The sequence below is a fragment of the Pantoea sp. CFSAN033090 genome (assembly GCF_001264395.1).
Taxonomy (GTDB): domain Bacteria; phylum Pseudomonadota; class Gammaproteobacteria; order Enterobacterales; family Enterobacteriaceae; genus Pantoea; species Pantoea agglomerans.
The window spans coordinates 287,376-312,905 of record NZ_LGYX01000004.1 but is presented as its reverse complement, the minus strand read 5'-3'; the positions used below and the strand labels follow the sequence as shown (position 1 = coordinate 312,905).

The window sequence follows — 25,530 nt, the reverse complement described above, 5'->3', positions numbered from 1 at the left end:
GTTCTGCTGCCTCTCCGGCAGCAGAACTCACTCAGCCTGTTGCCGCCGCGCGCGGTAGCGGCCAACCATGGTAATCAGCGCCTGGTAGATTAAACCGGCGTAGAGACTTGTCAGAATCGCCAGACCAGGCTCTTTGCCCTGCTGCTGCCATGACATAAACCACATGAATACGCCCCACAGTACAGAGAACACCAGCCACCCGCGGACGAACTTCATCATGCCATTCATAACGACTCCTCTTAAATGAAGCGCTACCTTAGCGCGCTCCGGCCTGAAACGCATTGCCAGCATGCACGAGTTGCGAGGCGTCTCAAATAATCGTCGACAATTTGCCATGCGTATTGATGATTTAGTCCTGTCCGGGCGGTTTTGTTGCAATTCTCTATACTCAACGTTCCGCTTACCTGATCGGGGAATTACGATGAAACGTACTGCTTATCTGTTATCCACACTGGCTATCCTCGCCACGCTTACGGCCTGTGCACCGCCGCCACCGGGCAGAGATGCCCCGCCACCGCCACCACCTGGCGGGCAGCAGCCGGTGGGCGCACCCGGCGGCAGCGGCCCGGCAGGACAACCGCAGGCCTGACATTATTCTGCCAGCCTGCGTTGCGGGCTGGTTAATGCCGGAAGGCGCAGCCGCAGGCTGACATCTCACCCGGCAGCACTTTGCCTGCGTGAGAGTGACGCCGCTGTAATTGCCCCTGCTCTTCAGCACTGCTGTTGCCTGCCTGCTGTCCCAGCCAGCGATCCAGCGCGCGACCAGCGATCTGCCGGATGTCAGGTGACCAGCTGGTAAGATGCCAGGTTGAGCTGCGGGCTTCTTCACTATCGCCAAAACCTGCCACTGCCAGATGAATACCCTGACCAAAATCCCGAATCGCCTGCATTGCACCAAAGGCCATCAGATCGCTTTCACAGAAGAGTGCCTGGATACGCTCAGCAGCACGTGTCTTTTTCAGATAAGACATCATCGCCTGGTAAGCGCAGTCGCGATCATCACTCCCCACAGTCAGTTCGGCGTTCAGCGCCATGCCCGCCGCCAGCAGGGCGGCGCGATAGCCCTGTTTTTGCGCCAGTTCGCCTGGCTGAGCCTGCATAAAGCCAAACCGCTGATGCCCCTGTTTAAGCAATAATTCCGCTGTCACCTCACCCGCCCGCAGTGCATCCGCCTGCAGTTCAGGCTCAGCGTCAATCTGAAGCACCGGCAAATGGCAGGCATCAGTAACGCGGTTACCGGGGAGTAACAGCAAACCACGCAGCCCGAGCGGTGTAGCCTGCCGGATAAGTGCGGTCAGCGTGTCTTCGGTTTCAGCACTCAGTAGCACCGTGATAACACCGCGCGCGTTAAGCTGGCGCATCACTTCGTCCAGCATTTTTTGTTGATAGGGATTGAGCAACTGGCTGGCGACAACACCGATAACCGGGGGGGCCGCCGGTTCAGTTAAGTCAGGTGTGAAAGGTGTAATCATTGGCGTTAGTTCTCTGCGACGGCAAATAATAGTCACCACAATACGGTAAACCATACCGTTTCAACAGGTTACAGAGTTCGACCCAGGCCGCAAAAATGAGTGAAATCGGATGTAATTGGGATGGATCGGCAGAACCCCAAAAGGGATAAGGCTGGCGTTTACGCAGATGCAGAAGATGGACCGGGCAGCAGGAGTTGAACCCGCATCGTCAACCCGTTAAGAGTTGCAGTAATACCTTTATACCATGCCCGAATGGCGTGCCTGGAAAAGCCGCGCTGTGTGAACAGGAAGCGTAGTACGTCTCTCTGACCAGGCAAGCGCAAGCGGCAGGTATTTTTGCAACCGTCGTACGAAATCAAAAAAGAGGTGCCGCCGCCTGTAGGCATTGATTATTCAGCTAACCTTAAGTTTCAGGCAGCCTGTTCCGACCGGGACTTATGGCAACATTATGCAGAGGTCAAGACTATGCCTTCAGGACAATTTTACGTGGTTGATCAACCCGAACTGAATTTTACCGCCAATTATCATATTGATAAGGTCAATGATAAACCCTACCCCTCGCGGATGGTTCTGGAGATCCGGAAGCAGTCACAGCCGACCGACGCCTTTGATGATATCAGCATCGGACATGAAGTGACCTTTGTCTCTTCCAGCGGCGAGGCGCAACGGATGGTGCTGGTGAGTGATACTGATGATGAGCTGGTATTCAGCTCCCGGGGCTGATGCCGGCTTATACCGCTAAACGGAGGTTGCAGTCGCCGTATCCGCCAGATAGCAGGCACAAAAAAACCGCCCTTGGGCGGTTACGACATTACTGCATATTGCTTTTATTTTATTAGATTTTCTTCGGCAGAAATATGGTGCCCGGGGCGGGACTTGAACCCGCACAGCCTTACAGCCGAGGGATTTTAAATCCCTTGTGTCTACCGATTTCACCACCCGGGCAGGGTGTAACTGGAGGCGCGTCCCGGAGTCGAACCGAGGTACACGGATTTGCAATCCGCTGCATAGCCACTCTGCCAACGCGCCTTAAACTGATGTGCCGTCAGGTTAACCTGACCTGCGAATCTGGAGCGGGAAACGAGACTCGAACTCGCGACCCCGACCTTGGCAAGGTCGTGCTCTACCAACTGAGCTATTCCCGCAATTCAGCAATTTCGTCGAACCTGCTGATTTTATTTATCTTCTGGCAGCCTGGCTGCCGTTCGATGCGATGCATTCTACTTAGATGACGCAATGAGTCAATAAAATTATCCTCACAGCGCGTCCGTTTGCTGCTTTTTAAATCGTATCGATCACGGTTCGAGCAGATCGCCGCGCGCGGCGCTTAAATACTGGAACATAGACCAGAAAGTCAGCACGGCAGCAATGTATAACGCCACCACACCAATCGCCACGACGGTGGCATCAGGACGCCACAGCAAGGCAAACAGTGAGAACATCTGGGCAGTGGTTTTCACTTTACCAATCCAGGAAACCGACACGCTGCTGCGTTTACCAATCTCCGCCATCCATTCACGCAGCGCAGAGATAATGATCTCGCGTGCAATCATGGTGGCGGCGGGCAGCGTAATCCACCAGGCGTGGAAATATTCCGCCACCAGCACCAGCGCAATGGCCACCATCACTTTATCCGCTACCGGATCGAGAAACGCACCAAAGCGTGTCGTCTGCTTCCAGCGGCGCGCCAGAAAGCCATCAAACCAGTCGGTGATGGCAGCAAAAACAAAGATCAGTGCAGTCGCCAGCGGCGCCCAGGTGAACGGCAGATAGAAAGCCAGCACAAAGAACGGGATGAGCACGACTCGAAACAGGGTGAGACACGTCGGGATGTTTAATTGCATATGCCGGTAACTGTCTGGATATAGGTAGAATTTAGCCTATGTTCCTACATTGCCCCCCCCGTTTCAATGCTAGTGTTTCAACGAGTAGTATATTTTTTCTGCCAGAGCATGTGAGATACCGGGTACATTGGCGATCTCCTCCACTGACGCGTTCATCAGCGGTTGCAGGCCCCCCATGTACTTAAGCAGTTGCTGACGCCGTTTCGGCCCCACCCCTTCGATGCTTTCCAGTGCGCTGGTGTTCTTTACTTTGGCCCGTTTTTTACGGTGGCCTGAAATGGCATGATTGTGAGCGTCATCACGAATATGCTGGATCACATGCAGCGCTGGCGCATCGGGTGGCAGCGAAACGCCCTCACCTTCCGCTTCAAAGAACAGCGTCTCCAGTCCGGCTTTACGATCGCTGCCTTTCGCTACACCGAGTAAAATCGGCCGGCTTTTGTCCCAGGGCACATCCAGTTCCGCGAAGACCTGCTTCGCCTGAGACAGCTGGCCCTTACCGCCATCGATCAGAATCACATCCGGAATCTTATCTTCTTCAATCGCTTTACCATAGCGGCGACGTAGCACCTGATTCATGGCGGCGTAGTCATCCCCCGGCGTAATACCGCTGATGTTGTAGCGACGATAATCGGCACGCAGCGGACCATTCTGGTCGAACACTACGCAGGAGGCGATGGTCTGCTCACCCATGGTATGACTGATATCGAAACACTCCATGCGTTTAATTTTGTCCAGCTCAAGAAACTCCGCCAGCGCCATCAGCCGCTGATGAATTGTGGAGTGCTGTGACAGCCGCGTGGTTAACGCCGTCGCGGCGTTGGTACGCGCCAGTTTGAGATAACGGGCGCGATCCCCGCGCGGCTTGCTCTGAATACTCACCCGACGTCCGGCCAGTTCACTGAGCGACTCAGCCAGCAGTTCACGTTCTGGCAAGGTGAAGTCCAGCAGAATATCGCCAGGCAGCGTACGTGCCTCACTGCCCTGCAGGTAGAACTGCCCGACAAAGGTCTGAACGACCTCAGCCAGATCGGTATCGACGGGCACTTTCGGGAAGTAGCTGCGGCTGCCCAACACTTTGCCCTGACGGATAAACAGCACGTGGAGACAGGCCATGCCCGCTTCATAAGCCACACCCATCACATCAAGGTCATCACCCTGATTCGAGACAAACTGCTTTTCGGTGATCCGTCGCACAGCCTGAATCTGGTCGCGCAGGCGTGCCGCCTCTTCAAAGCGCAGGCCCGTGCTCGCCTCTTCCATCCGTTTGACCAGCTGGTTGAGAACCTGATCGTCTTTTCCCGCCAGGAACAGACGTACGTAATCGGTCTGCTGTGCATACTCCTCCTCACTGACCAGCCCCGCGACACAGGGACCCAGACAGCGGCCAATCTGATATTGCAGACAGGGCCGGGAGCGATTGCGGTAGACGCTGTTTTCGCACTGGCGGATAGGGAAGACTTTTTGCAGCAATCCCAGCGTTTCACGCACCGCATAGCCGTTGGGGAACGGGCCAAAGTATTCGCCTTTGGCATGCTTTGCACCACGGTGCATCGCCAGTCGCGGATGGGTATCGCTGCTAAGAAAGATGTAGGGGTAAGATTTATCGTCGCGCAGCAGCACGTTGTAGCGCGGCTGGTAGAGCTTGATGTAGTTATGCTCAAGCAGCAGCGCTTCGGTTTCGGTGTGGGTCACGGTGACATCGATGTGCTGGATATTGCTAACCAGCGCTTCGGTTTTGCGGCTGCCGACCTGAGTGCGGAAGTAGCTGGTCAGACGCTTCTTCAGGTCTTTGGCTTTGCCTACATAGATGACGGTGCCTGAGGCGTCATACATGCGGTAAACACCGGGCTTGCTGGTTACCGTACTCAGAAAGGCTTTGGGATCAAAAACGTCATTCACTACTGATTAACGGCTCCGCATTATAGAGGCCATGTCGAATGGCCAGATGCGTTAACTCTACATCGCCACTGATATTCAGCTTGCTGAACATCCGGTAGCGGTAACTGTTAACGGTTTTAGGACTGAGATTTAACTGCTCGGAAATTTCCGTCACCTTTTGTCCACGGGTGATCATCAGCATAATCTGCAATTCCCTTTCCGACAAACAGCTGAAGGGGGATTCCGCTTTTTGTGGCTCAATCTGGCTCAGCGCCATCTGCTGAGCGATATCTGAAGCGATGTAGCGCTGTCCGGCATTGACCGAGCGAATCGCATTGATCACCTCCTGCGGCGCAGCCCCTTTACTGAGGTAGCCTGCAGCCCCCGCCTGCATCACTTTCGCAGGCAGCGGATTTTCCGTGTGAATGGTCAGCATGATGATTTTGATATCGGGATTGTAACGCACGATTTTGCGCGTCGCCTCCAGTCCACCGATGCCCGGCATGTTCATATCCATGAGGATCACATCAACCTGATTGGCACGGCACCACTTAGCGGCATCCTCGCCACAGTTGACCTCTCCGACCACGGCCAGACCTTTGACATCCTCAAGGATGCGACGGATTCCGGCACGGACAAGTTCATGGTCATCAACAAGAAGCACACTGATCAACGGGGAAACTCCAGAGGCTAAAAAAAGAGGAATCAATTAACGAATACAGGCGATAATCATACCCGCTTTTACCTCAAAAGCACATCAACAAAGCAAAACAGTCGACGCTTCGCATAACGATTTCCAGCCCCGTGCAGCCAGCAATAACAGAGATTTCTTACAACCGACAGGCGTACTGAATAATCCTTAAACTCTTACTATTTCATGGTATTAACACCAGACTTTGCTGTGCCTTATCGCTGCAGGCCCTTGTGATATCTGGCCCGGCAACACCTGTAATTACTTTCAGCGATTGATTAGTTGTACTGGACAAACCAGCTGTTTATAGCGAAGCGAACCGGCTGCTCCAGCAACTTACTGACCCTGTGATATACTCACGCACTGCTGTTCGGACAGATTGCCGACACATTGTCATTCACCAAGGAGAAACGCATGAGCGATGAAGATTTTGCAACTTCGCAGGAAGCCCGGAAATTAGCGGATGAAATCGCGGGTCTGAAGATGATGATCACCCTGATCCTGAAAGGTATGGGCCAGGCTGATGCCGGCAAAGTGATTATCAACATGGAACGCTATGTACAGACGCTGGGCGACAAGCCTCAGGCGGAAGTATTCAGCAATACCATTAAGCAGATCAAAACAGCCTACCGTCAGTAAGCTTGCTTGCCCCCACAGCCGCGGGGGCAAATTAATTAACTGTGCGCCTGCCAGTTAACCGAAACGCCCAGCGTAGGCAGTACCTCTTCCGGACTAAAGCGCCGCGTTCCCCGATACTTTTCAGCCAGCGCTGGCTGAACCACCGGAATACGGATCGCAAACAGATTATCTTCTGACAGAATAAGTCCCGGCGTCAGCGGCTCATACACCACCTGATGCTCTTCAAACATCTTCTCCAGCATCGGCGTTGCCGAACTGATGATGTATTCCATACCGTTCAATTCTGCCAGCTGCACGGCGTGCCAGAGAATATTCAGTGGCAGTTCAGCGTCCACATCCAGCCGTGCCGAGAAGCGCGACATTTCCCACACTTTCTCATGGCTGAAAGGCAGTACGATGCCTTCACTCAGTTCAGGTTCGAACCAGGGCATCAGACGCGCACAGCCGCTGATGCCCTCCCGCGCATTCCATGCGATCAGCCAGGTAACATCTGAACGATCGTAGCGATCATATTCCTGTCCTGGCGTGCTCAGGCGTGGCGGAATTGACCACCCTTCGCCGCGCGCAAAGACGCTGTATCGGTAGCTGCCGAGTTCGGCAAGCAAAGAGGATGGCATATCCTTTAATTGCGTTTGCACTATTTTCATCATGCGCCTCTGACATCCCCATGTTTGCAATGATTTCTTTGCGCCAGCCTGGCAAAGTCCCGGCGCAGGGTAGACAACAGACCTGTGCAAAGGAACGGCGAAATGTAGCCGTTGCTTTATGTTCAGATCAGTCCGATTGCCGCTGCATAGCAGGCAATCTGCGTTTTATTGGAAACATTGAAACGCTTTTGCATATTTTTTTGGTGAAAGTTAACGGTATGTTCAGAGATGGATAAAATAAGTGAAATTTCGACCGCCGTTTTTCCTTCGGCTGTCCATTTCAAAATTTCCAGCTCGCGCTGACTAAACTCTTTTTTTAGTACCATCATTGCATCATCGCTAAAGCGTTCCAGCGTATCCAGACTTAGTTCCGCTAAAAGGTGTAGTTTCACCTCCAGCTCAGCATGGCAGAGCTGGACAGAAATGGGCTGTTGCGACGATATAGATAATATACCAATGACGCGATTTGGTGCCATTGCAGAGCAAGAAAATCCGCTCTGCAGCCCATATTCTCTCGCCTCATGCCACAAATTGCCGGCGTCGGCGAAGAGTTCCTCCGTCCACGCCATGCCTTTGCCCGGTCGTTGACACAACCTGAGCACCGGATCGACAGCGTAATAATTCTGCTTCTCATAGCGTTTAACCCATAATCTGGGATAGGTGCTATGTAAATGAATGCGCGGTCGGTTAAAAGGCACCGGGTGCTGAATCAAAAAGGCAAAATAATCGAAGCCTAAAGATTCAGTAAATTGTTGCAATAACGGCTTCAATTCAGAAGAAACCGTTAATGCCTGAAATTGTTCTTTCGCTTCATGTCGCCAGGCGAAATAATTTTCAGTGCTCATATTGCCTCAGCGTTAATTTCACTCGCCCTTCCGGTAATATTCATTCGGATTCATCGGATAAAATAACTTTGCAGAAGAAAATTAACTTATCGTTCAGGACGAATCTGTCGCGATCTACAGCGCATTTAACCTTTCACCGTTGGAGCGGAGTGAAAAAGTGTTCCTGCCTTTACAAGGTGAGGCCGATCACAGCAATTTCAATCACCCCAGGAGAATAAGATTTTTCTGATAGGATTTCAATCCCTGACCTCCGGTGCAATTTTATCTCAGCCCCGAAACGTCTGCTGAAAATATTGAATCGCGATGCTGATTGTTGGGTAAATAACGAGTAAACAAGGCGTTAATTACTCCGTTATAAGCGAAGCGGCAGTGACAAATTTCTGACATATTTTTTATCAGGAAATAAGCCCGGCTCTCTCTTTGCAGCATCAGGACTGGTTTCGTCAGACGACCCCGCAGCCCCTGTGGCGTCTGTTGAGGCAGCTAACCGGCATGCTGCCCGCGCCACGCGCTTGCCGGTGAAAGACCTGTCCCGGTATTCAGTGGCAGCCCTGTAAGCGTAACGATGTGCTGTTTAATAAACCTTTTCTGGTCTCCCCTGCCCGACCATGCTCTGTGCCCGTCGATTCACATGCTGCTGTGGTTTATCGACTTATCTGACTGCAAATACCTGATCCAGGACAGCGTGTCCGTAAAAGTCTCGTTTACTTACTCTGCTGACTGACCGCAATACGTGGCGGAGATCACTATTTATGGCGTAATGCTCAACACTGACTCTATTTTAATCAGTTAAATCACTTTCCCGATAGTCACGCAACTAAATCATATGAAAATAAATTTGCAGGAAAAATCCGTTCTTTTCTCAATCACGCACGCTTTATTTATGCGATACCTTTCCCTTATTTCTGCCAGCGCAACCGTGAAATAATTTCATCATGCCGCCAGCAGGCGCTGAGCAAATGAGGCTGAGAATCTGCACAAGGGTTATATCCCGCAGGCATCGTTTTATTCTTACAGATGGCCCTGAAATCGGCTTTTTTATGCGCATCCTGACCTGTTGTCAGACTATTTCAGTAAGGGATCAGGTTCAGCAATGATAACTGGATGGGTTTTACTGGCACCATAAGAACATTTCTTAATCAAACACGGTATTAATCCTGTCTGATGATTTATCGGCAGTAGCCTGCACCACGCATACCCAGATGAAAATGTGAGGCGTGAGCGGCGTTATAGTCCGGCCCCAGCGCATTGCCGAATACCTCACAGCCGCCACGCCACAGCGTATGAAGCATTGCCGCTTCTTCTTCCGGCTGTTGCCAGTGACGATTGACCTCAAGCCGCTGACCATCAGCCAGCTGAAAGCCTGTCACATCCCAGGCATCGGCGGTGGCATGTTCACTGAGCCGCCCCTGGGCACGATGATAAATATTACGGCAGGCGTAACTGCCGACATGCGTAATTCGTACCAGTGGACTGTGCATCTCTCTGGCGGTCTGTTCACGACTGCGCAGAGCATACATGGTGCTGGCGACGGCCATAGGACAGCTGGCCAGAAAGCTGCTGCTGAGGCTGACCGGGCCAAATTTCTGAACCCGCAGCGGATGACTGAGCGGACAGTGACCCGTGACGTCCGGACGCTCGCTGAAGCTGACCCAGCCCGCCTGTTGCGCGCGGCGCATCACCGCCAGACATGCGTCGGGATCGCTGGCCAGCCTTTTCATCTTAATCTGCGTCATCCAGCCCGGCGGATCGGTAACAGAGAGTGGCGTAAAGGGATTAAACTGCGGCGGCAGATGCTGCTTAAGCCAGGGTAAGCTGACCCATCCCAGCGCAAGCAATAGCAAAAACAGGATAAGCGTGCGCATAGTCCCTCTCGCAGCATGATGATTAGCAAACAAAAAGTGTAGAAGCCCATCGCCCTTCACGCCGCCTGACTGACATAACGTGATGAATAATTACCCAGGCTGACGAAGGTTTGAACAAAATCGCGCTTTATTACCGCTTCCGGGACGGCAGGCATCACAATTGGTAAAAAAGCGTTACCCGATTCCGGCTCTCTTCCTCTATCTTATGCCGACTTGCCCTCAGGCAGACGCCTTGACTAACAGCCAGCAGAGCTGAACACAACATCACGACAGGAAAGACAATTCTATGGTTGATCAATCTAAAGAAACCGCAAGCACCCACGAGACGCCCGATAAACTCCAGCGTAATCTGCACAATCGTCACATCCAGCTGATCGCCATTGGTGGCGCTATCGGTACCGGCCTGTTTATGGGCTCAGGTAAAACCATCAGCCTGGCTGGCCCCTCGATCATTTTTGTCTATATGATCATCGGTTTTATGCTGTTCTTTGTGATGCGCGCCATGGGGGAGCTGCTGCTCTCCAACCTTGAGTACAAATCCTTTAGCGATTTTGCCGCGGATCTGCTTGGCCCGTGGGCGGGCTACTTTACCGGCTGGACCTACTGGTTCTGTTGGGTGGTAACCGGCATTGCCGACGTGGTGGCAATCAGCGCCTATTTCCAGCTCTGGTTTCCGGGCTTCTCGATCTGGATGAGCGCCCTGCTCTGCGTGGTGGTTTTTCTGGCGCTCAACATTGCCACCGTCAAGCTGTTTGGCGAGATGGAGTTCTGGTTCGCGATCATTAAAATCGTCGCCATTGTGGCGCTGATCGTAACCGGGATTGTGCTGGTATCGATTCACTACCCCTCACCGGGCGGCGGCACAGCGTCACTCAGCAACATATGGGATCACGGCGGCATGTTCCCGAAAGGCCTCAGCGGCTTCTTTGCCGGCTTCCAGATTGCGGTGTTTGCCTTTGTCGGCATTGAACTGGTGGGCACGGCAGCGGCTGAAACCCACAATCCGCATAAAGTGTTACCGCGCGCGATTAATGCGATTCCGTTGCGGGTCATTATGTTTTACGTGCTGGCGCTGATGGTGATTATGGCGGTAACGCCCTGGACCCAGGTGATGGCCGATCGCAGTCCGTTTGTTGAGATGTTCGTTCTGATTGGTCTGCCTGCGGCTGCGAGTATCGTTAACTTTGTGGTGCTGACTTCTGCCGCCTCCTCAGCCAACAGCGGCATCTTCTCCACCAGCCGTATGCTCTATGGCCTGTCGCAGCAGGGTGTGGCCAGCCGCGCCTTTGGCCGACTCTCTGCCCGTGCGGTGCCGACTACCGGCCTGTTTTTCTCCTGCCTGTGCCTGCTGATTGGTGTGGCGTTGATCTACCTGATCCCGGATGTAATGAAGGTCTTCACGCTGGTGACCACCGTCTCGGCCATTCTGTTTATGTTCGTCTGGACCATCATTCTGTGCAGCTATCTGGCCTACCGTAAAAAGCATCCGCAGCGCCATGCGGAGTCGGCATTTAAGATGCCGCTGGGCAAATTCATGTGCTGGGTCTGCATGGCATTCTTCGCATTTGTGCTGGTGCTGCTGACGCTGCAGGAAGATACGCGCCAGGCGCTGATGGTTACGCCACTCTGGTTTGCCCTGCTGGGTGTCGGCTGGATGCTGCGTAATCGTCGTAGCCGCTAATCGGTAATATCATGAAAAAAGCCCGGTCAGATGACCGGGCTTTTTTTTACAGGCGATCGCCCAGCGCAGAGAAAATGGCGGATAAAGAGGGGCGTTCATAAGGTAAGCGCTGCGGCCGGGGATCGGGCTGCTGAGGCGTGCCCAGACCAAAGGTGAAGGTATACTTATCGCCTTCGCCCATGCGCAGGTCGGCAATCGTCGTCTGCCCGTCCTGCTCCCGCAGCGCGTAGAAGCCGTGGCTGAACCAGGCGACACGTTCTGCATACCAGCTGCCCCGAAAAGCGTCGAACAGTTCAGGATGACGCGGGTACCACGCCACCTGCAGTGGCCGTGAGGGCGACAACAGCGACCAGTAAACTTCGCCATAGCGATCCGGCGTCATAATCACGCTGCGCCATACCAGCGTATTAAAGGCCGTGGGCGTCACCAGCACTTTATTGTCCGGAATACCCTGCTCCGCCAGCGACGCTCTGATCTGCCAGCCTGCGACGCCCTGAATCACCACGCTCCAGACCAGATAAAGGGTACTCAGCATCAGCCCGAGCCGGTTTCCGCGCAGCCCTTTATCACTGCGCCGCCAGAGCGCGACGCCCAGGCCTGCCAGCAGCGGCAGCGTATAGAGTGGATCGACGATGTAGATACTGCCGATGGCATAAGGATAATCGGTGATCGGCAGGCCAAGCTGGGTGCCATACACCGTCATCAAATCGAGCAGCGGATGGGTAATCAGCGCCAGCCAGATGGCAGGCCACCATGCTGCCCACTTCACCCGCTGACGAAACAGACCTGCCACCAGCCATGCAATCAGTGGCGAGAGCAGCGTGAGCCAGAGCAGCGCATGCGTTTCCGTGCGATGCAGGGTCATGTTGCGTATCGCATCGCCATGATCAAGAAAGACATCGAGATCGGGTAAGGTGCCGCAGACGCCGCCCACCAGCGCGGCCTGCCAGACCGGCACCCGACGTCCCATCACTGCGACACTGACTGAGGCACCCAGCACCAGCTGCGAAACAGAATCCATTGATTAACTCCGTACCTGAACCGTGGATGTATCCTGAATTAGCGTACGCGAATCCCTTCGATGATCATGCGCTGCACGTTATCAACAGCCTGATCGAAAAACGCCGGATCGCTGAGCGTCTGGCCGGTAACGGCCTCAACCTGAGTGGCAAAATCGGCGTAATGCTGCGTGGTGGCCCACAGCATAAAGATCAGATGCTGCGGCTGTACGCCCGCCAGTCGTCCTTCATCAATCCAGCGCTCAATAATTGCCGCTTTGTCATCCACCAGCTGCTTAAGATCGCCTGCCAGCTCCCCTTTCAGAAGCGGAGCACCCTGCAACATCTCCAGACAGAAGAGCCGGGAAGCCTGAGGATGATCGCGCGACACTTCCAGCTTCAGCCGGATGTAGCGACGAATCGCGACCAATGGATCCTGATCGTGCGCCAGCGCGCGCAACGGTGCCAGCCAGACATCCAGAATCTGCTTAAGCACGGCCACATACAGCACTTCTTTAGAGGGAAAATAGTAGAGCAGATTGGTTTTAGAGACATCGGCCAGCTCGGCCACCTTATCGAGGCTGGTGCCGTGAATGCCAAACTGTGAGAAGAAGGTTAATGCCGCTTCCAGTATGGCGGCCCGCTTCGCTGCGACCGCACGCGAACGTCGCGTTGGCTTTTTTTCATCGGTATTCACACGTTTACCTCATCCTTCTGGTGTCAGCGCATCATAGCAAAGGGATTCATCGCTGCCCAATCCGCGCCCTGCACCTTTTTTGCTCAGCCTGCATGGAAAACGTGCAGCGAATTTTGACCAGACGGTCTGAAATGGACCAGTTACTCCACTTACCTCTTTCGGGTTAATTTTAACTCATTGTTATCTAAAAGAATAAAAAAAGTGGCACACAGTTTGCAGAATTGTGACTGAGCGCGGCCCACATGGACGATGCAGGATGCAGTGCAGCGCGTGAAACACCTTTCCCCCATCGCAACGAGGTTTCACATGAAGATAGGCGTCTTTATTCCGATTGGTAACAATGGCTGGCTGATTTCGTCCAATGCGCCGCAGTACATGCCGACCTTTGAACTGAACAAAGCGATCGTGCTGAAAGCAGAGCATTACCATTTCGAGTTTGCGCTCTCGATGATCAAACTGCGCGGCTTCGGCGGAAAAACCGAGTTCTGGGATCATAATCTCGAATCGTTCACCCTGATGGCTGGGCTGGCCGCCGTGACATCGCGCATTGAGATCTACGCCACCGCCGCCACCCTGACGCTGCCTCCGGCGATTGTGGCGCGCATGGCGTCCACCATCGATTCCATTTCAGGCGGTCGCTTTGGCGTCAACCTGGTGACCGGCTGGCAGAAACCGGAATATGAACAGATGGGTATGTGGCCTGGCGATGAGTACTTCAGCAGCCGCTACGCTTATCTGACCGAATACGTTACCGTGCTGCGCGATCTGTGGGGCACTGGAAAATCGGACTTTAAAGGTGAGTTCTTCACCATGAACGACTGCCGCGTGAGTCCGCAGCCGCAGCGCCCGATGAAGGTGATCTGCGCCGGACAGAGCGATGCCGGTATGGCCTTCTCTGCTCAGCACGCCGATTACAACTTCTGCTTTGGTAAAGGTGTTAACACGCCTGCCGCGTTCAGCTCTACCTCGATTCGCATGAAGCAGGCCGCTGAAAAAGCGGGCCGCGATGTCGGCTCCTATGTGCTGTTTATGATCATCGCTGCTGAAACGGACGAAGAAGCGCGGGCGAAGTGGGAACACTACAAAGCCGGTGCGGATGAAGAGGCGCTCTCCTGGCTCACCACTCAGAGTCAGCAGGACACCAAATCGGGCAGCGACACCAATGTGCGCCAGATGGCGGATCCGACCTCGGCAGTCAATATCAATATGGGCACCCTGGTGGGGTCGTATGCCAGCGTGGCGCGGATGCTGGATGAGGTTGCGCAGGTCGAAGGCACCCACGGCGTGCTGCTGACGTTTGATGACTTCCTGCAGGGTATCGAGAACTTCGGGCAGCACATTCAGCCGCTGATGGCCTGTCGCAGCGCCCTGCTCGACGCACAGCAGGAGGTGGCATGATGGCTACCGTTTATTGTGCTCACACGCCGGATGTTCCCCAGGTTGAACTGCCGGCGCGGCCAGAGCCGATCGCCTTTCCGCCTGGCCAGACCGCGCTGATTGTCGTGGATATGCAGAACGCCTACGCCACTGAAGGCGGCTATCTCGATCTGGCGGGCTTCGATGTTTCCGCCACCAAGCCGGTGATTGCGAAAATCTATCAGGCGGTGACGGCGGCCCGTGCGGCAGGCGTTCAGATCATCTGGTTCCAGAACGGCTGGGACAGTGACTATGTAGAAGCGGGCGACGCCGGTTCCCCCAATTTCCACAAATCGAATGCCCTGAAAACCATGCGTAAACGGCCTGAACTGCAGGGGTCGCTGCTGTCAAAAGGCGGCTGGGATTACGCGCTGGTCGATGAACTGGTGCCGCAACCCGGTGACATCGTGCTGCCGAAATCACGTTACAGCGGCTTCTATAACACCCCGCTCGACAGCATGCTGCGCAGCCGCGGGATCCGTCATCTGATGTTTACCGGCATCGCGACCAACGTCTGCGTTGAATCGACGCTGCGCGACGGCTTCTTTCTGGAGTACTTCGGCGTGGTGCTGGAAGACGCCACTTATCAGGCCGGCCCGCCCTTTGCTCAGCAGGCTGCCCTGTTCAATATCGAAACCTTTTTTGGCTGGGTATCGGATGTCGATACCTTCTGCGAAAGCCTGAATGCCCGCTAATCCACGATAAGGACGACGCTATGCCGAAAAGTATTATTGTTCCGCCAGGCACCTCCACCCCCATTGCCCCGTTCGTTCCCGGCACGCTGGCGGATGGCGTGGTCTATGTCTCGGGTACGCTGCCGTTTGATGCTGACAACAACGTGGTGCATGTGGGTGATGCCGCAGCGCAGACCCGCCACGTGCTGGAAACCATTAAAAAGGTGATCGAGACCGCCGGTGGCAGCATGACCGATGTGACGTTTAATTCGATTTTTATCACCGACTGGTCGAACTACGCCGCGGTGAATCAGGTTTATGCCGAGTTCTTTCCCGGCGAAAAACCGGCGCGCTTCTGTATTCAGTGCGGTCTGGTCAAGCCTGATGCGCTGATTGAGATCGCCAGCGTGGCGCACATCGGCAAAGCGGAGGTCTGATGCAGCTGGATATTCTGGGTCTGCAAAATCCCGATGCACCGACACTGGTGCTCTCATCCGGTCTGGGCGGCGTGGCGGGTTTCTGGCAGCCGCAGCTGGCCGCGCTAACGGCACGCTATCGGGTGGTGACCTATGACCAGCGCGGCACCGGTCGCAGCGCTGACAGCCTGCCGGAAGGCTACAGCATGGCGATGATGGCGTCAGAACTGGCCGCCGCGCTGGCGCAGCACGGCATCCTGCGCTTCAGCCTGATCGGGCACGCGCTGGGCGGTCTGATGGGGATGCAGCTGGCGCTGGATTATCCGGATCGGATCGAACGGATCGCGGTGATCAATGGCTGGCTGACGCTGCATCCCCATACCCGTCGCTGCTTTCAGGTGCGTCAGGACCTGCTGCTCAACGTCGGCGTCGAGGCATTTGTCCGCGCTCAGCCGCTGTTTCTCTATCCTGCGGAGTGGATGGCACAGCATCAGACACGGCTGGATCAGGAAGATAGCCATCACGTCGCACATTTTCAGGGGATGGAAAATCTGATGCGGCGGCTGCACGCCCTGATGAGCGCCGACTTCAGCGCGCGGGCTGCTGCCATTCCACAACCGGTGCTGGTGATCGCCAGCCAGGACGATCTGCTGGTGCCATGGAGCTGCTCAACTGAGCTGGCCGCGGCCCTGCCCAATGCGACTGAACAGATGATGGCCTGGGGCGGCCACGCCATGAGCGTCACCGCCCCCGAAAACTTTAATGCCCTGCTGCTGCAGTGGCTGGATCAGACTGATGACGTGCAGCCGCTGCAGCGCGTCGTCGGATAACCTTTTCGCGGAGAACACGATGAGCCTGGATACCCTTACCCCTGCCGTTGAGAAAACTGAGTTTCGTAATGCGATGTCGCGGCTCGGTGCTGCGGTCAACATCATCACCACTGAAGGCCCGGCCGGACGCGCAGGCTTTACGGCCTCGGCGGTGTGCAGCGTCACGGATTCGCCGCCGACGCTGCTGGTCTGCCTTAACCGCTCTGCCTCGGTTTACCCGGTGTTCCGCGAAAATATGCAGCTCTGCGTCAATACGCTGGCGGCGGGCCATGAAACGCTCTCCAATCTGTTCGGCGGCAAAACACCAATGGCTGATCGTTTTATTGCCGCTGAGTGGTCAACGGCCGTGACCGGCTCGCCAGTGCTGAGCGGCGCCGTCGCGTCCTTTGACTGCCGCATCACTCAGATTGTCAGCGTCGGTACGCATGACACGCTGTTCTGCGAAGTCGTGGGATTAGTGCGCAATGACGACACCCACGGTCTGGCGTGGTTTGACCGGGGATACCATCCCCTGTTGCGGCAGGATGCCTGTTAACACTTCCCTGAATCCCACCGGCATTCATAACGCTCTGGAGTAGACGATGGCACGATCCTGGTTTCCGCAATGGCAAAAGAAGTCGGCATTAACAGAAAACGGTATTATCGCCCCGGATGAGACCCTGCCTCTGGGGCAGACGCTGGTGCTGGGTTTACAGCATGCGGTAGCGATGTTTGGCGCAACGGTGCTGATGCCCCTGCTGATGGGGCTGGATCCCAATCTGGCCATTCTGGTCTCGGGTATAGGCACGCTGCTGTTCTTCTTTATCACCGGCGGTCGGGTGCCCAGTTATCTCGGGTCGAGCGCTGCCTTTGTCGGCGTGGTCATTGCGGTAACCGGCTTCAGCGGTCAGGGGCTGAATCCCAATCTCAGCGTGGCGCTGGGCGGCGTGATAGCCTGCGGCCTGCTCTACACGCTGATTGGTCTGGTGGTGATGAAGTCCGGCACGCGCTGGATTGAAAATCTGATGCCGCCGGTCGTGACCGGTGCGGTGGTGATGGCTATCGGGCTGAATCTGGCCCCGATTGCGGTTCACAGCGTCTCCGCCTCGTCATTCGACAGCTGGGTTGCGGTGATGACCGTACTCTGCATTGGTCTGGTAGCGGTATTTACCCACGGGATGATTCAGCGACTGCTGATTCTGGTCGGCCTGATTCTGGCCTGGGCGATCTATGCGCTGCTGACCAACGGTCTGGGGCTGGGTAAGCCGGTCGATTTTACCCTGCTATCACAGGCTGCCTGGTTTGGTCTGCCGCACACCACTGCACCCACCTTTGATCTGCAGGCGATGGTGCTTATCGCCCCGGTGGCGATCATTCTGGTGGCTGAAAACCTCGGGCATCTGAAAGCGGTGGCGGGTATGACCGGACGCAATCTCGATCCTTACATGGGACGCGCTTTTGTTGGCGATGGCCTGGCCACCATGCTCTCCGGCTCGATCGGCGGCAGTGGCGTCACCACCTATGCCGAAAATATCGGGGTGATGGCGGTGACCAAAGTCTATTCTACGCTGGCATTTGTCGCCGCGGCGGTCATCGCCATCCTCGCCGGTTTCTCGCCGAAGTTTGGTGCGCTGATCCACACTATTCCGGCACCGGTGATTGGCGGCGCATCCATTGTGGTGTTCGGGCTGATTGCGGTAGCGGGTGCCCGCATCTGGGTACAGAACCATGTTGATTTAGGCCAGAACAGTAACCTGATCATGGTGGCGACCACACTGGTGCTCGGTGCCGGTGATTTCGCGCTGAAAATCGGTTCTTTCACGCTGGGGGGTATCGGTACCGCCACCTTTGGCGCGATTATCCTCAATGCGATTCTGCGCCGACGCAATGCGGCAAAGCAGGACAAGCCCCTGGCGCGACAGCAGGGTTAACGACCTACTCCAGCGGTGTGGCAGCAGGCTGCACCGCTTTTTTTCGTTTCAGCCGCAGCTCACTGACGATCACCCCGCAGACGATCAGCGCGCCGCCCAGCAACGCCAGCGCAGGCAGGCGCTCACCCGCAATACGCCCCACGACGCCAGCCCAGACTGGTTCCCCGGCATAAATCACCGTAGCGCGGGTCGGCGAAACGCTGCGTTGCGCCCAGTTCATGGTGACCTGAATCAGGGCGCTGGCCGCACCCAGCCCCAGCGCGCTGAGCAGCAGCGGCGTTGAGATGGCAGGCACCGTTTCCCCATTGGGGATCATCAGACCAAAGGCGCACAGCGACGCCACCGCCAGCTGGATCAGGGTCACACGGCGCACATCGACCTTACCGGCATAGCGGCTGATTAAGATGATTTCGGCAGCGATCGCCAGGGTACTGATCAGCGTCGCTATTTCACCCGCATTCAGAGTGATGCGACCATCCTGCGGCCCGGCCACCAGCAGCAGGCCGGTAAACGCCAGTACAATCCCCAGCCACGACATCAATCCCGGCGGACGGCGCAGAAACAGCCATTGCAGCAACGGCACGACAGGGACATAGAGCGCGGTGAGAAAGGCGGACTGACTGCTGGAGATGGTCTGCATTCCCCACGTCTGAAGACCATAGCCCCCGGCGATCGACAGGCCAATCAGCGCACCCGCTTTCACCTCCAGCCAGGTCATGCCTGCCAGATAGCGGCGGAAAAAGAGCGCCAGCAGCAGCGCGGCGGTGGCAAAACGCAGGCCGACAAAGAAGAACGGGCCGGAGTGCTGCATCGCACGATGCACCACCAGAAAGGTGCCGCCCCAGATCATGGTTATGAAAAGTAATACCAGCTCCTGCCGCGTCAGGCGCAGGGTTAAACCGCGGAGTGTGTCCGACATAATTCACCTGATGATGTGTCCGGACAATATTGTGGGGAGAGCGAGGGGGAAAAGCAACGACGTTAACCGCCGGTCTCAACCGGCGGCAGTGTGGGGTTATGCGTCCGGTTTTTTAGGACTGCTGCGTCCCCCTTTCTCCCCGGCACGCGCGGCGCGCTGCGGATCGTTTTTAAAATTACCGCCGCTGTTTTTTCCCCCTTTACGTCCCGCTTCTGCGGCACGTTCACGGTTTTCAGCAAAATTTCCAGAACCCCCACGATGTGTTGTCATGATTTGCTCCTGTCGCGTAGTGCGATAATTAAGAATTAAAAACAGAGGGCTGACGGCCCGAAACCCGAGCTCAGCCCATGTTTAAATAATAGCCAGATTATCCTTTCACTCGTCCGCCAGTCACATTTAGCAACAGAGTAATCACCAGAAATTTGGCTAAACAACGAACACTCTGCCGACTTACAACCGATTAGCTGCTGATTTATTGCCCGACTCCTCCGTTCCGGCTTCGGCATCGCCTGCGTAAAACGAAAGCTCTTCTATACTTTTTCTGGACGTCAAAACCATCTGGAGAGATCAATGGCTAAGATTCTGGTGCTCTACTACTCGATGTACGGACATATCGAAACAATGGCGAACGCGGTTGCAGAAGGCGCTCGTCGGGTTCCCGGCGCGGAAGTGGATATCCTGCGGGTACCAGAAACGATGGAGGCCGATCGCTTTGCACAGGTGGGTGGCAAAACCGATCAGCAGGCAGCAGAAGCCACGCCTGAGGTGCTGCCGCACTATGACGCGATTATCGTCGGTACCCCGACCCGCTTCGGCAACATGGCTGGACAGATGCGGACATTCTGGGATCGCACCGGCGGACTCTGGGCGTCAGGCGCGCTGTTTGGCAAGGTTGCCAGCGTCTTTACTTCAACCGGCACCGGCGGCGGACAGGAACAGACCATCACGTCTGTCTGGACCACCCTGGCGCATCACGGCATGGTGATTGTGCCAATCGGCTACGGAACCAAAGAGTTGTTCGATATTTCACAGGTTCGCGGTGGAACGCCTTATGGAGCCACCACCCTGGCGGGCGGCGATGGTTCGCGTCAGCCTACCGAAGCGGAACTGAATATCGCCCGTTTTCAGGGCGAACATGTTGCCGGACTGACCGTCAAACTGCAGGACTGATTTAATCAAAGGAGAAAAGTATGTCTACTGAACAATCGAAAGCACATCACGTTGGCGAATGGGCAAGTCTGCGTCATACCTCCCCTGAAATTGCCGAGGCCATTTTCGAAGTGGCTAACTACGATGAAAAACTGGCAGAAGAGATCTGGCGTCAGCAAGGCAGTGATGACGTGCTGATTCGCGCCTTTGAAAAAACCGATAAAGATCTCCTGACCTGGGATGACAAGCCCGTAGAACGTAAGAACGTCTGATTCAGGGGCGGGACTTTCCCGCCCTCAATTTTTAGCTCACCAAGGAGTACGCTATGTCTTCCTATCAAAGCATTAATCCCGCAAACAACCAGTTGCTGAAAAGCTGGCCGTCACACGATGAAGCCGCCGTCAGCCATGCCCTCGAAGTGGCCGATCGCCTTTTCCATTCTTCATGGAGCAAAGGTGATATTCAGCCGCGTCTGCAGGTACTGAAAAAACTGGCTGACCTGATTGATAGCCGCGCGGAAGAACTGGCCACCATCGCCAGTAAAGAGATGGGTAAACTGATTGGTCAGAGCCGCGGAGAAGTGAAAATCTGCTCGCAGATTGCCCGCTACTACGCAGAGAATGCGGAACGTATTCTGCAGCCGCAGTCCTATCCCAGCGATCTGGGCGAAGCCTGGGTTGAGTATCATCCGATTGGCGTTTTAGTCGCCGTCGAGCCGTGGAACTTCCCTTACTATCAGCTGATGCGCGTGCTGGCACCTAATCTGGCGCTGGGTAACCCGGTGCTGGCAAAACATGCCAATATCGTGCCGCACTGTGCCGATATCTTTGAAAAGCTGGTTCGTGAAGCGGGTGCGCCTGAAGGGGCCTGGACTAACCTGTTCATCTCCACCGATCAGGTCGCCGATCTGATTGCTGACGACCGCGTACAGGGTGTCGCCCTGACCGGATCCGAGCGCGCGGGCAGCGCCGTGGCTGAGCAGGCCGGTAAGCATCTTAAGAAATCGACGCTGGAGCTGGGTGGCAATGACGTGTTTGTGGTGCTGGATGATGCCGATCTTGATGAAGCGGTACGTCAGGGCGTGCAGGCTCGCCTCAGCAACTGCGGACAGGTCTGTACCGCCGCAAAACGTTTTATTCTGCATGAGAAGATTGCCGATCGCTTTATCAGCCAGTTCAGCGCTGCACTGAGTTCCGCTACGCTGGGCGATCCGCTGGATGAGAAGACCACGCTTGGCCCGCTCTCTTCCGCTGACGCGCGTGACCGCCTGGTGAAACAGGTAGACGAAGCCGTCGCCAATGGCGCAAAACTGGTCACGGGCGGCAAAGCCGTTGACGGTGCAGGTTGCTACTATCAGCCAACCATTCTCACTGGCATTACCCCGGATAATCCCGCCTATTATCAGGAGTTCTTCGGTCCGGTCGCGCAGGTTTATGTCATAGGTGACGATCAGGCGGCTGTGGCGCTGGCGAACGACTCTCACTATGGTCTGGGCGGCTCGGTCTGGACACGCGATATTGCACGCGGTCGTAAACTGGCCTCTGCCATTGAAACCGGCATGGTGTTTATCAACTCTCAGAGCGACACCTCAGCGGAGCTGCCCTTTGGTGGCGTGAAACGTTCAGGTTATGGCCGTGAGCTGTCTGATCTGGGCATCAAAGAGTTTGCTAACCAGAAACTGGTGGTCGTGGCGGGTTAATCGCCTTGCAGCCATAAAAAAACCCCGTCTCGACGGGGTTTTTTATTATCAGCCGGAAAGCACGATTACTGTGTTGCCACAGCCGCTGACTTTGATTCGTCGTTGTGCGCTGTTGCAGGCGTGTTCGAGGCGTTAGCCTGGTCAGCCGCACCTTTATCGGCACTGGCTGATTTCGCTGCCGCGTTGTCCGCTTTCGCTTTCTCAGCGGCGGCTTTATCCGCTGCTGCCTTGTCCGCTTTTGCCTTCTCAGCGGCGTCTTTATCGGCTGCTGCCTTGTCCGCTTTTGCCTTCTCGGCTGCAGCTTTATCGGCTGCTGCCTTGTCCGCTTTTGCTTTTTCAGCGGCGGCTTTATCGGCTTCAGACTTCTCAGCGGCAGCTTTATCGGCGTCAGCCTTCTCTTTCGCCGCGGTCGCTTTATCCGCTTCAGCCTTATCAGCAGCAGCGTCATTGGTCGCTGCGGCTTTCGCACTGTCGTCGTCAGACTGGGCTGCCGGTTGTGGTGCCGCCGCTGGCTGCATTGGCGTGCCCTGCAGCGCAGCATTCAGCACCTGAGAGAACTGATCCCAGCTGCAATAGCCGTTTGCATCGGTCTCACAACCCGCCAGCTGCAGCGTAACGCGCTTCGGTGGGTTCTTCAGGCTCAGCACGTCTGCGTTGCGCAGCTGATCGGCGCTCTGATAGACATACTCAACTTTGAGCAGGTCTTTATCATTTTTGGCATCATGCCAGCGTTCGAAAACAACCTGACCGCCAATCGGCGTTTTTTCGAAGGTATCAGGCAGTTCATAAGGCTTGACCTGCAACGCGCTCAGCAGCGAGGCGATGTTTGAGTCATGGCCTACCATCAGCGTAATTTTAGGCGCGTTGGCTTTGTCCTGATCCACTAACTGACTGCGGATGTAGTCCACCAGCGGTGCCGCCACTTCACGGGAAATGTCCGGGCTGGTAAACAGCGCGTCCTGGTAACCATTTTTAATCGCTGACAGCTCTTTCCACTGCTCAGGTGTTTTGATCTGACCCCATGCAACCTGATCCAGCGGGAAGCCTTCGTAATATTGCAGCGTGAACGCATCCATCAGGGAATTCCCCGTTTTCAGCGGGCCACTGACATTCGGTTCTTTACCATTTTCAGCGCTGAAGGTGTTCTGACCACTGCTGAGGTCGCACTGCTTTTTATTGTTGCAGGCAGGCGATGCTTTGTAGTCGACAATCTTTTCCAGGCGCTGGAAGGCAGGCTTCAGCGACAGTTTTTCATTCGCAGCGGCCATCTCAGCCAGCGCTTTCTTATTGAATGCTTCACTGCCATCTGTAATAACCGGATTGAAGATAGGATCCATGGAGCCCATTTCATCCTGATGAGAAACAGCGACGTCACAGCCCGGGAAGGCGCCATTAACAAAGAACTGGGCGGTGGCCACAGTGCGCTGCAGGCTGTTGGCGTAAACAAAGACGTTATTGCTGTCAGGACAGCTGCCGTTCTTCACCAGGCCCTGCTGTGCCAGCCACTGACGGGTGTAGTTACCCATGTAGACTTCCAGCACACCACCTTTGGTGGTCAGCTGTCCGCCGGGAACATCCCACTGCGGCCAGCTCTTTTTGGTCGACTGCGCCAGCACGCTGCCATTATCAGCCAGCGGTGCACGCAGATTGTGACGACTTAACATCAGCACCTGTTGCAGCTGCATATCACTCTCAGCAGCAAATGCTACCGTTCCGACCGGCAATGCAGCGAGCACTGACAATGCGCAAAGACTCAGTTTCTTGATCATTGTGCCTATTCCATTCATTCAGTAAAGAAACACTCTGGCTATCAACCCATTAGCTCGCCTCAGAGCGATGTAATCAACAGTGTAACTCAGCTCGCCTCAGAAAAGCGCCAGATGTTTGCAAAAACGGTGAGTGGACTATAGCAGAGATGCACCGGAGAGATGAATGCGCAGCCACGCGTCACAGAGAGTGGCACGCTTTTTTCAGACAGGAAGAAGTTACAGAGAGAGCAGAAACAAAACAGGCCAGCACTGCGTGCTGGCCTGTAAAATGTGGCGGAGGAGGAGAGATTCGAACTCTCGGATGGTTTCCCATCGGCGGTTTTCAAGACCGCTGCCTTAAGCCGCTCGGCCACCCCTCCGTTTTGAAACTGTACTGCATTGGCAAAACATCTATTTTTGCCGCTTTATTGCCCAGGGCAGATAAAGTGGCGGAGGAGGAGAGATTCGAACTCTCGGATGGTTTCCCATCGGCGGTTTTCAAGACCGCTGCCTTAAGCCGCTCGGCCACCCCTCCGCAATGACGCGCACTATAAACACCCCGTTTAGGGATGTAAAGCACCTATCTGTCTATTCGCCTGAAAAACAGCCAGATTGTGATTTTTCGGTGTCAAAATCGCCACTCTGCTCAAACAATTAGCAGTTTAGCGCGTAAAGAAGGGTAAAACGCCTTTTCCCTCTTTAATGGCCTGCGTATTCTCGGCACATATTTGGTGTTCTGCTTAAAGGAGCGCAACATGGAAAGAATTGTCACCTCATCGCAGTCCTCACTGCTGTCTACGCACAGAGTTCTGCGCAATACCTATTTTCTTCTCGGACTGACCCTGGCCTTCTCGGCCGTTACGGCTACCGCCAGCACCCTGCTAGCCCTGCCTGCGCCGGGTTTAATCCTGATGCTGGTTGGCTTCTATGGCTTAATGTTTTTAACCTACCGTCTGGCTAACAGCCCGATGGGCATCCTGGCCGCTTTTGCCTTTACCGGCTTCCTGGGTTATTGCCTGGGGCCTATCCTGAGCTCATTCTTAACCGCAGGCATGGGTGACGTGATAGCGCTGGCGCTGGGCGGCACGGCGCTGGTGTTCTTCTGCTGTTCGGCCTACGTGCTGACCACCCGTCGTGATATGTCCTTCCTCGGCGGCATGATGATGGCAGGTTTCGTTGTGTTGCTGGTTGCTGTGGTAGCCAACATCTTCCTGCAGCTGCCTGCATTGCATCTGGCCATCAGCGCCCTGTTCATTCTGTTTTCAGCCGGTGCGATTTTGTGGGAAACCAGCAACATCATTCACGGTGGCGAAACCAACTACATCCGGGCGACGGTCAGCCTCTATGTTTCGCTCTATAACATCTTTGTCAGCCTGCTGAGCCTGCTGGGGTTTGCCCGCAGTAACTAATCCGCAGTGACAGTAGCCTGTAAAACCCCGCTTCGGCGGGGTTTTTGCTTTTACTGCCAGCCAGGTTTGATAAACTGCGCCGTCATTTACTAAGAGGATG

Annotated in this window: 27 protein-coding genes and 6 tRNA genes; 14 read left to right on the top strand and 19 right to left on the bottom strand. The window is 55.2% G+C overall.

What is annotated here, in order from left to right; genetic code table 11:
- Nucleotides 1-27 precede the first annotated feature (27 nt).
- Entirely contained in the window at nucleotides 28-228 is a 201-nt protein-coding gene (locus AFL22_RS04870) for a DUF6404 family protein (RefSeq protein ID WP_010246478.1), read from the bottom strand.
- A gap of 193 nt (nucleotides 229-421) precedes the next feature.
- On the opposite strand from AFL22_RS04870, the gene AFL22_RS24205 reads away from it, so the two are divergent.
- The gene (locus tag AFL22_RS24205; protein ID WP_010246480.1) at nucleotides 422-589 is read left to right on the top strand and encodes a hypothetical protein; all 168 of its coding nucleotides are present in this window, start codon (nucleotides 422-424) and stop codon (nucleotides 587-589) included.
- A 31-nt stretch (nucleotides 590-620) separates the two neighbouring features.
- Here the strand turns inward: AFL22_RS24205 and AFL22_RS04865 are convergent, their stop codons facing one another.
- Nucleotides 621-1,472, bottom strand: coding sequence for a substrate-binding domain-containing protein (locus AFL22_RS04865; protein WP_052270888.1), 852 nt, complete (start codon nucleotides 1,470-1,472; stop codon nucleotides 621-623).
- Nucleotides 1,473-1,648: 176 nt separating this feature from the next.
- Nucleotides 1,649-1,724 (bottom strand) — tRNA-OTHER (locus AFL22_RS23930).
- A 234-nt stretch (nucleotides 1,725-1,958) separates the two neighbouring features.
- Here AFL22_RS23930 and AFL22_RS04860 point away from each other — a divergent pair.
- Nucleotides 1,959-2,195 carry a hypothetical protein gene (locus AFL22_RS04860; RefSeq protein ID WP_227024292.1) on the top strand — a complete coding sequence of 79 codons (237 nt, stop codon included), beginning with the start codon at nucleotides 1,959-1,961 and terminating at the stop codon, nucleotides 2,193-2,195.
- A gap of 135 nt (nucleotides 2,196-2,330) precedes the next feature.
- Here AFL22_RS04860 and AFL22_RS04855 read toward each other — a convergent pair.
- The 6 genes from AFL22_RS04855 to uvrY all read right to left on the bottom strand — a co-directional run bounded on the left by AFL22_RS04855 (nucleotide 2,331) and on the right by uvrY (nucleotide 5,870).
- A tRNA-Leu gene (locus tag AFL22_RS04855) sits at nucleotides 2,331-2,417 on the bottom strand.
- 10 nt (nucleotides 2,418-2,427) lie between these two features.
- Nucleotides 2,428-2,501: transfer RNA gene (locus tag AFL22_RS04850), tRNA-Cys, on the bottom strand.
- A 40-nt stretch (nucleotides 2,502-2,541) separates the two neighbouring features.
- Nucleotides 2,542-2,617: transfer RNA gene (locus tag AFL22_RS04845), tRNA-Gly, on the bottom strand.
- Nucleotides 2,618-2,767: 150 nt separating this feature from the next.
- A complete protein-coding gene (pgsA, locus tag AFL22_RS04840; RefSeq protein ID WP_010246604.1) occupies nucleotides 2,768-3,316 on the bottom strand; it encodes a CDP-diacylglycerol--glycerol-3-phosphate 3-phosphatidyltransferase in 549 nt (182 codons plus the stop codon).
- A gap of 69 nt (nucleotides 3,317-3,385) precedes the next feature.
- The gene (gene uvrC, locus AFL22_RS04835) at nucleotides 3,386-5,218 is read right to left on the bottom strand and encodes an excinuclease ABC subunit UvrC (RefSeq protein WP_031593540.1); all 1,833 of its coding nucleotides are present in this window, start codon (nucleotides 5,216-5,218) and stop codon (nucleotides 3,386-3,388) included.
- On the bottom strand, nucleotides 5,211-5,870 hold the full coding sequence (gene uvrY, locus AFL22_RS04830) for a UvrY/SirA/GacA family response regulator transcription factor (protein ID WP_010246608.1): 660 nt from the start codon (nucleotides 5,868-5,870) through the stop codon (nucleotides 5,211-5,213). The genes uvrC and uvrY overlap by 8 nt, the downstream gene beginning before the upstream one ends.
- A gap of 432 nt (nucleotides 5,871-6,302) precedes the next feature.
- On the opposite strand from uvrY, the gene AFL22_RS04825 reads away from it, so the two are divergent.
- Nucleotides 6,303-6,527: a DUF2594 family protein gene (locus AFL22_RS04825; RefSeq protein ID WP_003849983.1), complete on the top strand. Its 225-nt coding sequence runs from the start codon at nucleotides 6,303-6,305 to the stop codon at nucleotides 6,525-6,527.
- 35 nt (nucleotides 6,528-6,562) lie between these two features.
- Here AFL22_RS04825 and AFL22_RS04820 read toward each other — a convergent pair whose 3' ends face one another.
- From AFL22_RS04820 to AFL22_RS04810, 3 genes are all read right to left on the bottom strand, one after another.
- A complete protein-coding gene (locus AFL22_RS04820) occupies nucleotides 6,563-7,174 on the bottom strand; it encodes an acyl-homoserine-lactone synthase (RefSeq protein WP_029518973.1) in 612 nt (203 codons plus the stop codon).
- A gap of 122 nt (nucleotides 7,175-7,296) precedes the next feature.
- Entirely contained in the window at nucleotides 7,297-8,019 is a 723-nt protein-coding gene (gene sdiA / locus AFL22_RS04815; protein ID WP_045140567.1) for a transcriptional regulator SdiA, read from the bottom strand.
- Nucleotides 8,020-9,188: 1,169 nt separating this feature from the next.
- Nucleotides 9,189-9,884: an extensin family protein gene (locus AFL22_RS04810; RefSeq protein WP_052270887.1), complete on the bottom strand. Its 696-nt coding sequence runs from the start codon at nucleotides 9,882-9,884 to the stop codon at nucleotides 9,189-9,191.
- A 286-nt stretch (nucleotides 9,885-10,170) separates the two neighbouring features.
- On the opposite strand from AFL22_RS04810, the gene cycA reads away from it, so the two are divergent.
- Nucleotides 10,171-11,565: a D-serine/D-alanine/glycine transporter gene (gene cycA, locus AFL22_RS04805; protein ID WP_022625909.1), complete on the top strand. Its 1,395-nt coding sequence runs from the start codon at nucleotides 10,171-10,173 to the stop codon at nucleotides 11,563-11,565.
- A 46-nt stretch (nucleotides 11,566-11,611) separates the two neighbouring features.
- On the opposite strand, the gene AFL22_RS04800 is transcribed toward cycA, so the two are convergent.
- Together AFL22_RS04800 and rutR are read right to left on the bottom strand one after the other, a co-directional pair.
- Nucleotides 11,612-12,586, bottom strand: a complete 975-nt coding sequence (locus AFL22_RS04800) for a metal-dependent hydrolase (RefSeq protein WP_010246619.1) — start codon at nucleotides 12,584-12,586, stop codon at nucleotides 11,612-11,614.
- Nucleotides 12,587-12,624: 38 nt separating this feature from the next.
- Nucleotides 12,625-13,260 carry an HTH-type transcriptional regulator RutR gene (rutR, locus tag AFL22_RS04795; RefSeq protein WP_003849991.1) on the bottom strand — a complete coding sequence of 212 codons (636 nt, stop codon included), beginning with the start codon at nucleotides 13,258-13,260 and terminating at the stop codon, nucleotides 12,625-12,627.
- A 306-nt stretch (nucleotides 13,261-13,566) separates the two neighbouring features.
- Here rutR and rutA point away from each other — a divergent pair, with 306 nt between their 5' ends.
- Genes rutA through rutG form a run of 6 tightly spaced genes read left to right on the top strand, consistent with a single transcriptional unit; the run spans nucleotide 13,567 to nucleotide 18,506 of the window.
- Complete coding sequence (gene rutA / locus AFL22_RS04790; RefSeq protein ID WP_045140569.1) at nucleotides 13,567-14,658, top strand: pyrimidine utilization protein A; 1,092 nt, start codon at nucleotides 13,567-13,569, stop codon at nucleotides 14,656-14,658.
- Complete coding sequence (rutB, locus tag AFL22_RS04785; RefSeq protein WP_033767366.1) at nucleotides 14,658-15,371, top strand: pyrimidine utilization protein B; 714 nt, start codon at nucleotides 14,658-14,660, stop codon at nucleotides 15,369-15,371. The genes rutA and rutB overlap by 1 nt, the downstream gene beginning before the upstream one ends.
- Before the next feature lie 20 nt (nucleotides 15,372-15,391).
- Nucleotides 15,392-15,787 carry a pyrimidine utilization protein C gene (rutC, locus tag AFL22_RS04780; protein ID WP_033779453.1) on the top strand — a complete coding sequence of 132 codons (396 nt, stop codon included), beginning with the start codon at nucleotides 15,392-15,394 and terminating at the stop codon, nucleotides 15,785-15,787.
- Nucleotides 15,787-16,596, top strand: coding sequence for a pyrimidine utilization protein D (rutD, locus tag AFL22_RS04775; RefSeq protein ID WP_033766883.1), 810 nt, complete (start codon nucleotides 15,787-15,789; stop codon nucleotides 16,594-16,596). Before rutC ends, rutD begins: the two co-directional genes overlap by 1 nt.
- Before the next feature lie 19 nt (nucleotides 16,597-16,615).
- Nucleotides 16,616-17,131, top strand: coding sequence for an NADH-dependent FMN reductase RutF (rutF, locus tag AFL22_RS04770; protein ID WP_029518970.1), 516 nt, complete (start codon nucleotides 16,616-16,618; stop codon nucleotides 17,129-17,131).
- 46 nt (nucleotides 17,132-17,177) lie between these two features.
- A complete protein-coding gene (gene rutG / locus AFL22_RS04765) occupies nucleotides 17,178-18,506 on the top strand; it encodes a pyrimidine utilization transport protein G (RefSeq protein WP_052270886.1) in 1,329 nt (442 codons plus the stop codon).
- Between the two features lie 4 nt (nucleotides 18,507-18,510).
- Here rutG and AFL22_RS04760 read toward each other — a convergent pair whose 3' ends face one another.
- Nucleotides 18,511-19,425 (bottom strand): DMT family transporter, encoded by a 915-nt coding sequence (locus AFL22_RS04760; RefSeq protein WP_010669796.1) that lies wholly within the window; start codon nucleotides 19,423-19,425, stop codon nucleotides 18,511-18,513.
- A gap of 96 nt (nucleotides 19,426-19,521) precedes the next feature.
- Entirely contained in the window at nucleotides 19,522-19,695 is a 174-nt protein-coding gene (locus AFL22_RS04755; RefSeq protein WP_010246636.1) for a general stress protein, read from the bottom strand.
- A gap of 300 nt (nucleotides 19,696-19,995) precedes the next feature.
- On the opposite strand from AFL22_RS04755, the gene wrbA reads away from it, so the two are divergent.
- Genes wrbA through AFL22_RS04740 form a run of 3 tightly spaced genes read left to right on the top strand, consistent with a single transcriptional unit; the run spans nucleotide 19,996 to nucleotide 22,273 of the window.
- Nucleotides 19,996-20,595 (top strand): NAD(P)H:quinone oxidoreductase, encoded by a 600-nt coding sequence (gene wrbA / locus AFL22_RS04750; RefSeq protein ID WP_022625914.1) that lies wholly within the window; start codon nucleotides 19,996-19,998, stop codon nucleotides 20,593-20,595.
- A 20-nt stretch (nucleotides 20,596-20,615) separates the two neighbouring features.
- Nucleotides 20,616-20,846, top strand: a complete 231-nt coding sequence (locus AFL22_RS04745; protein ID WP_010669794.1) for a YccJ family protein — start codon at nucleotides 20,616-20,618, stop codon at nucleotides 20,844-20,846.
- 53 nt (nucleotides 20,847-20,899) lie between these two features.
- Nucleotides 20,900-22,273, top strand: coding sequence for an NAD-dependent succinate-semialdehyde dehydrogenase (locus tag AFL22_RS04740; RefSeq protein ID WP_052270885.1), 1,374 nt, complete (start codon nucleotides 20,900-20,902; stop codon nucleotides 22,271-22,273).
- A gap of 65 nt (nucleotides 22,274-22,338) precedes the next feature.
- Here the strand turns inward: AFL22_RS04740 and agp are convergent, their stop codons facing one another.
- From agp to AFL22_RS04725, 3 genes are all read right to left on the bottom strand, one after another.
- Nucleotides 22,339-24,042: a bifunctional glucose-1-phosphatase/inositol phosphatase gene (gene agp / locus AFL22_RS04735; RefSeq protein WP_197276778.1), complete on the bottom strand. Its 1,704-nt coding sequence runs from the start codon at nucleotides 24,040-24,042 to the stop codon at nucleotides 22,339-22,341.
- A gap of 271 nt (nucleotides 24,043-24,313) precedes the next feature.
- Nucleotides 24,314-24,401, bottom strand: a tRNA-Ser gene (locus AFL22_RS04730).
- 67 nt (nucleotides 24,402-24,468) lie between these two features.
- Nucleotides 24,469-24,556: transfer RNA gene (locus AFL22_RS04725), tRNA-Ser, on the bottom strand.
- A gap of 220 nt (nucleotides 24,557-24,776) precedes the next feature.
- Between AFL22_RS04725 and yccA the strand changes: the two genes are divergently transcribed.
- Nucleotides 24,777-25,430 (top strand): FtsH protease modulator YccA, encoded by a 654-nt coding sequence (gene yccA, locus AFL22_RS04720; RefSeq protein ID WP_003850014.1) that lies wholly within the window; start codon nucleotides 24,777-24,779, stop codon nucleotides 25,428-25,430.
- The last annotated feature ends 100 nt before the right edge of the window (nucleotides 25,431-25,530 follow it).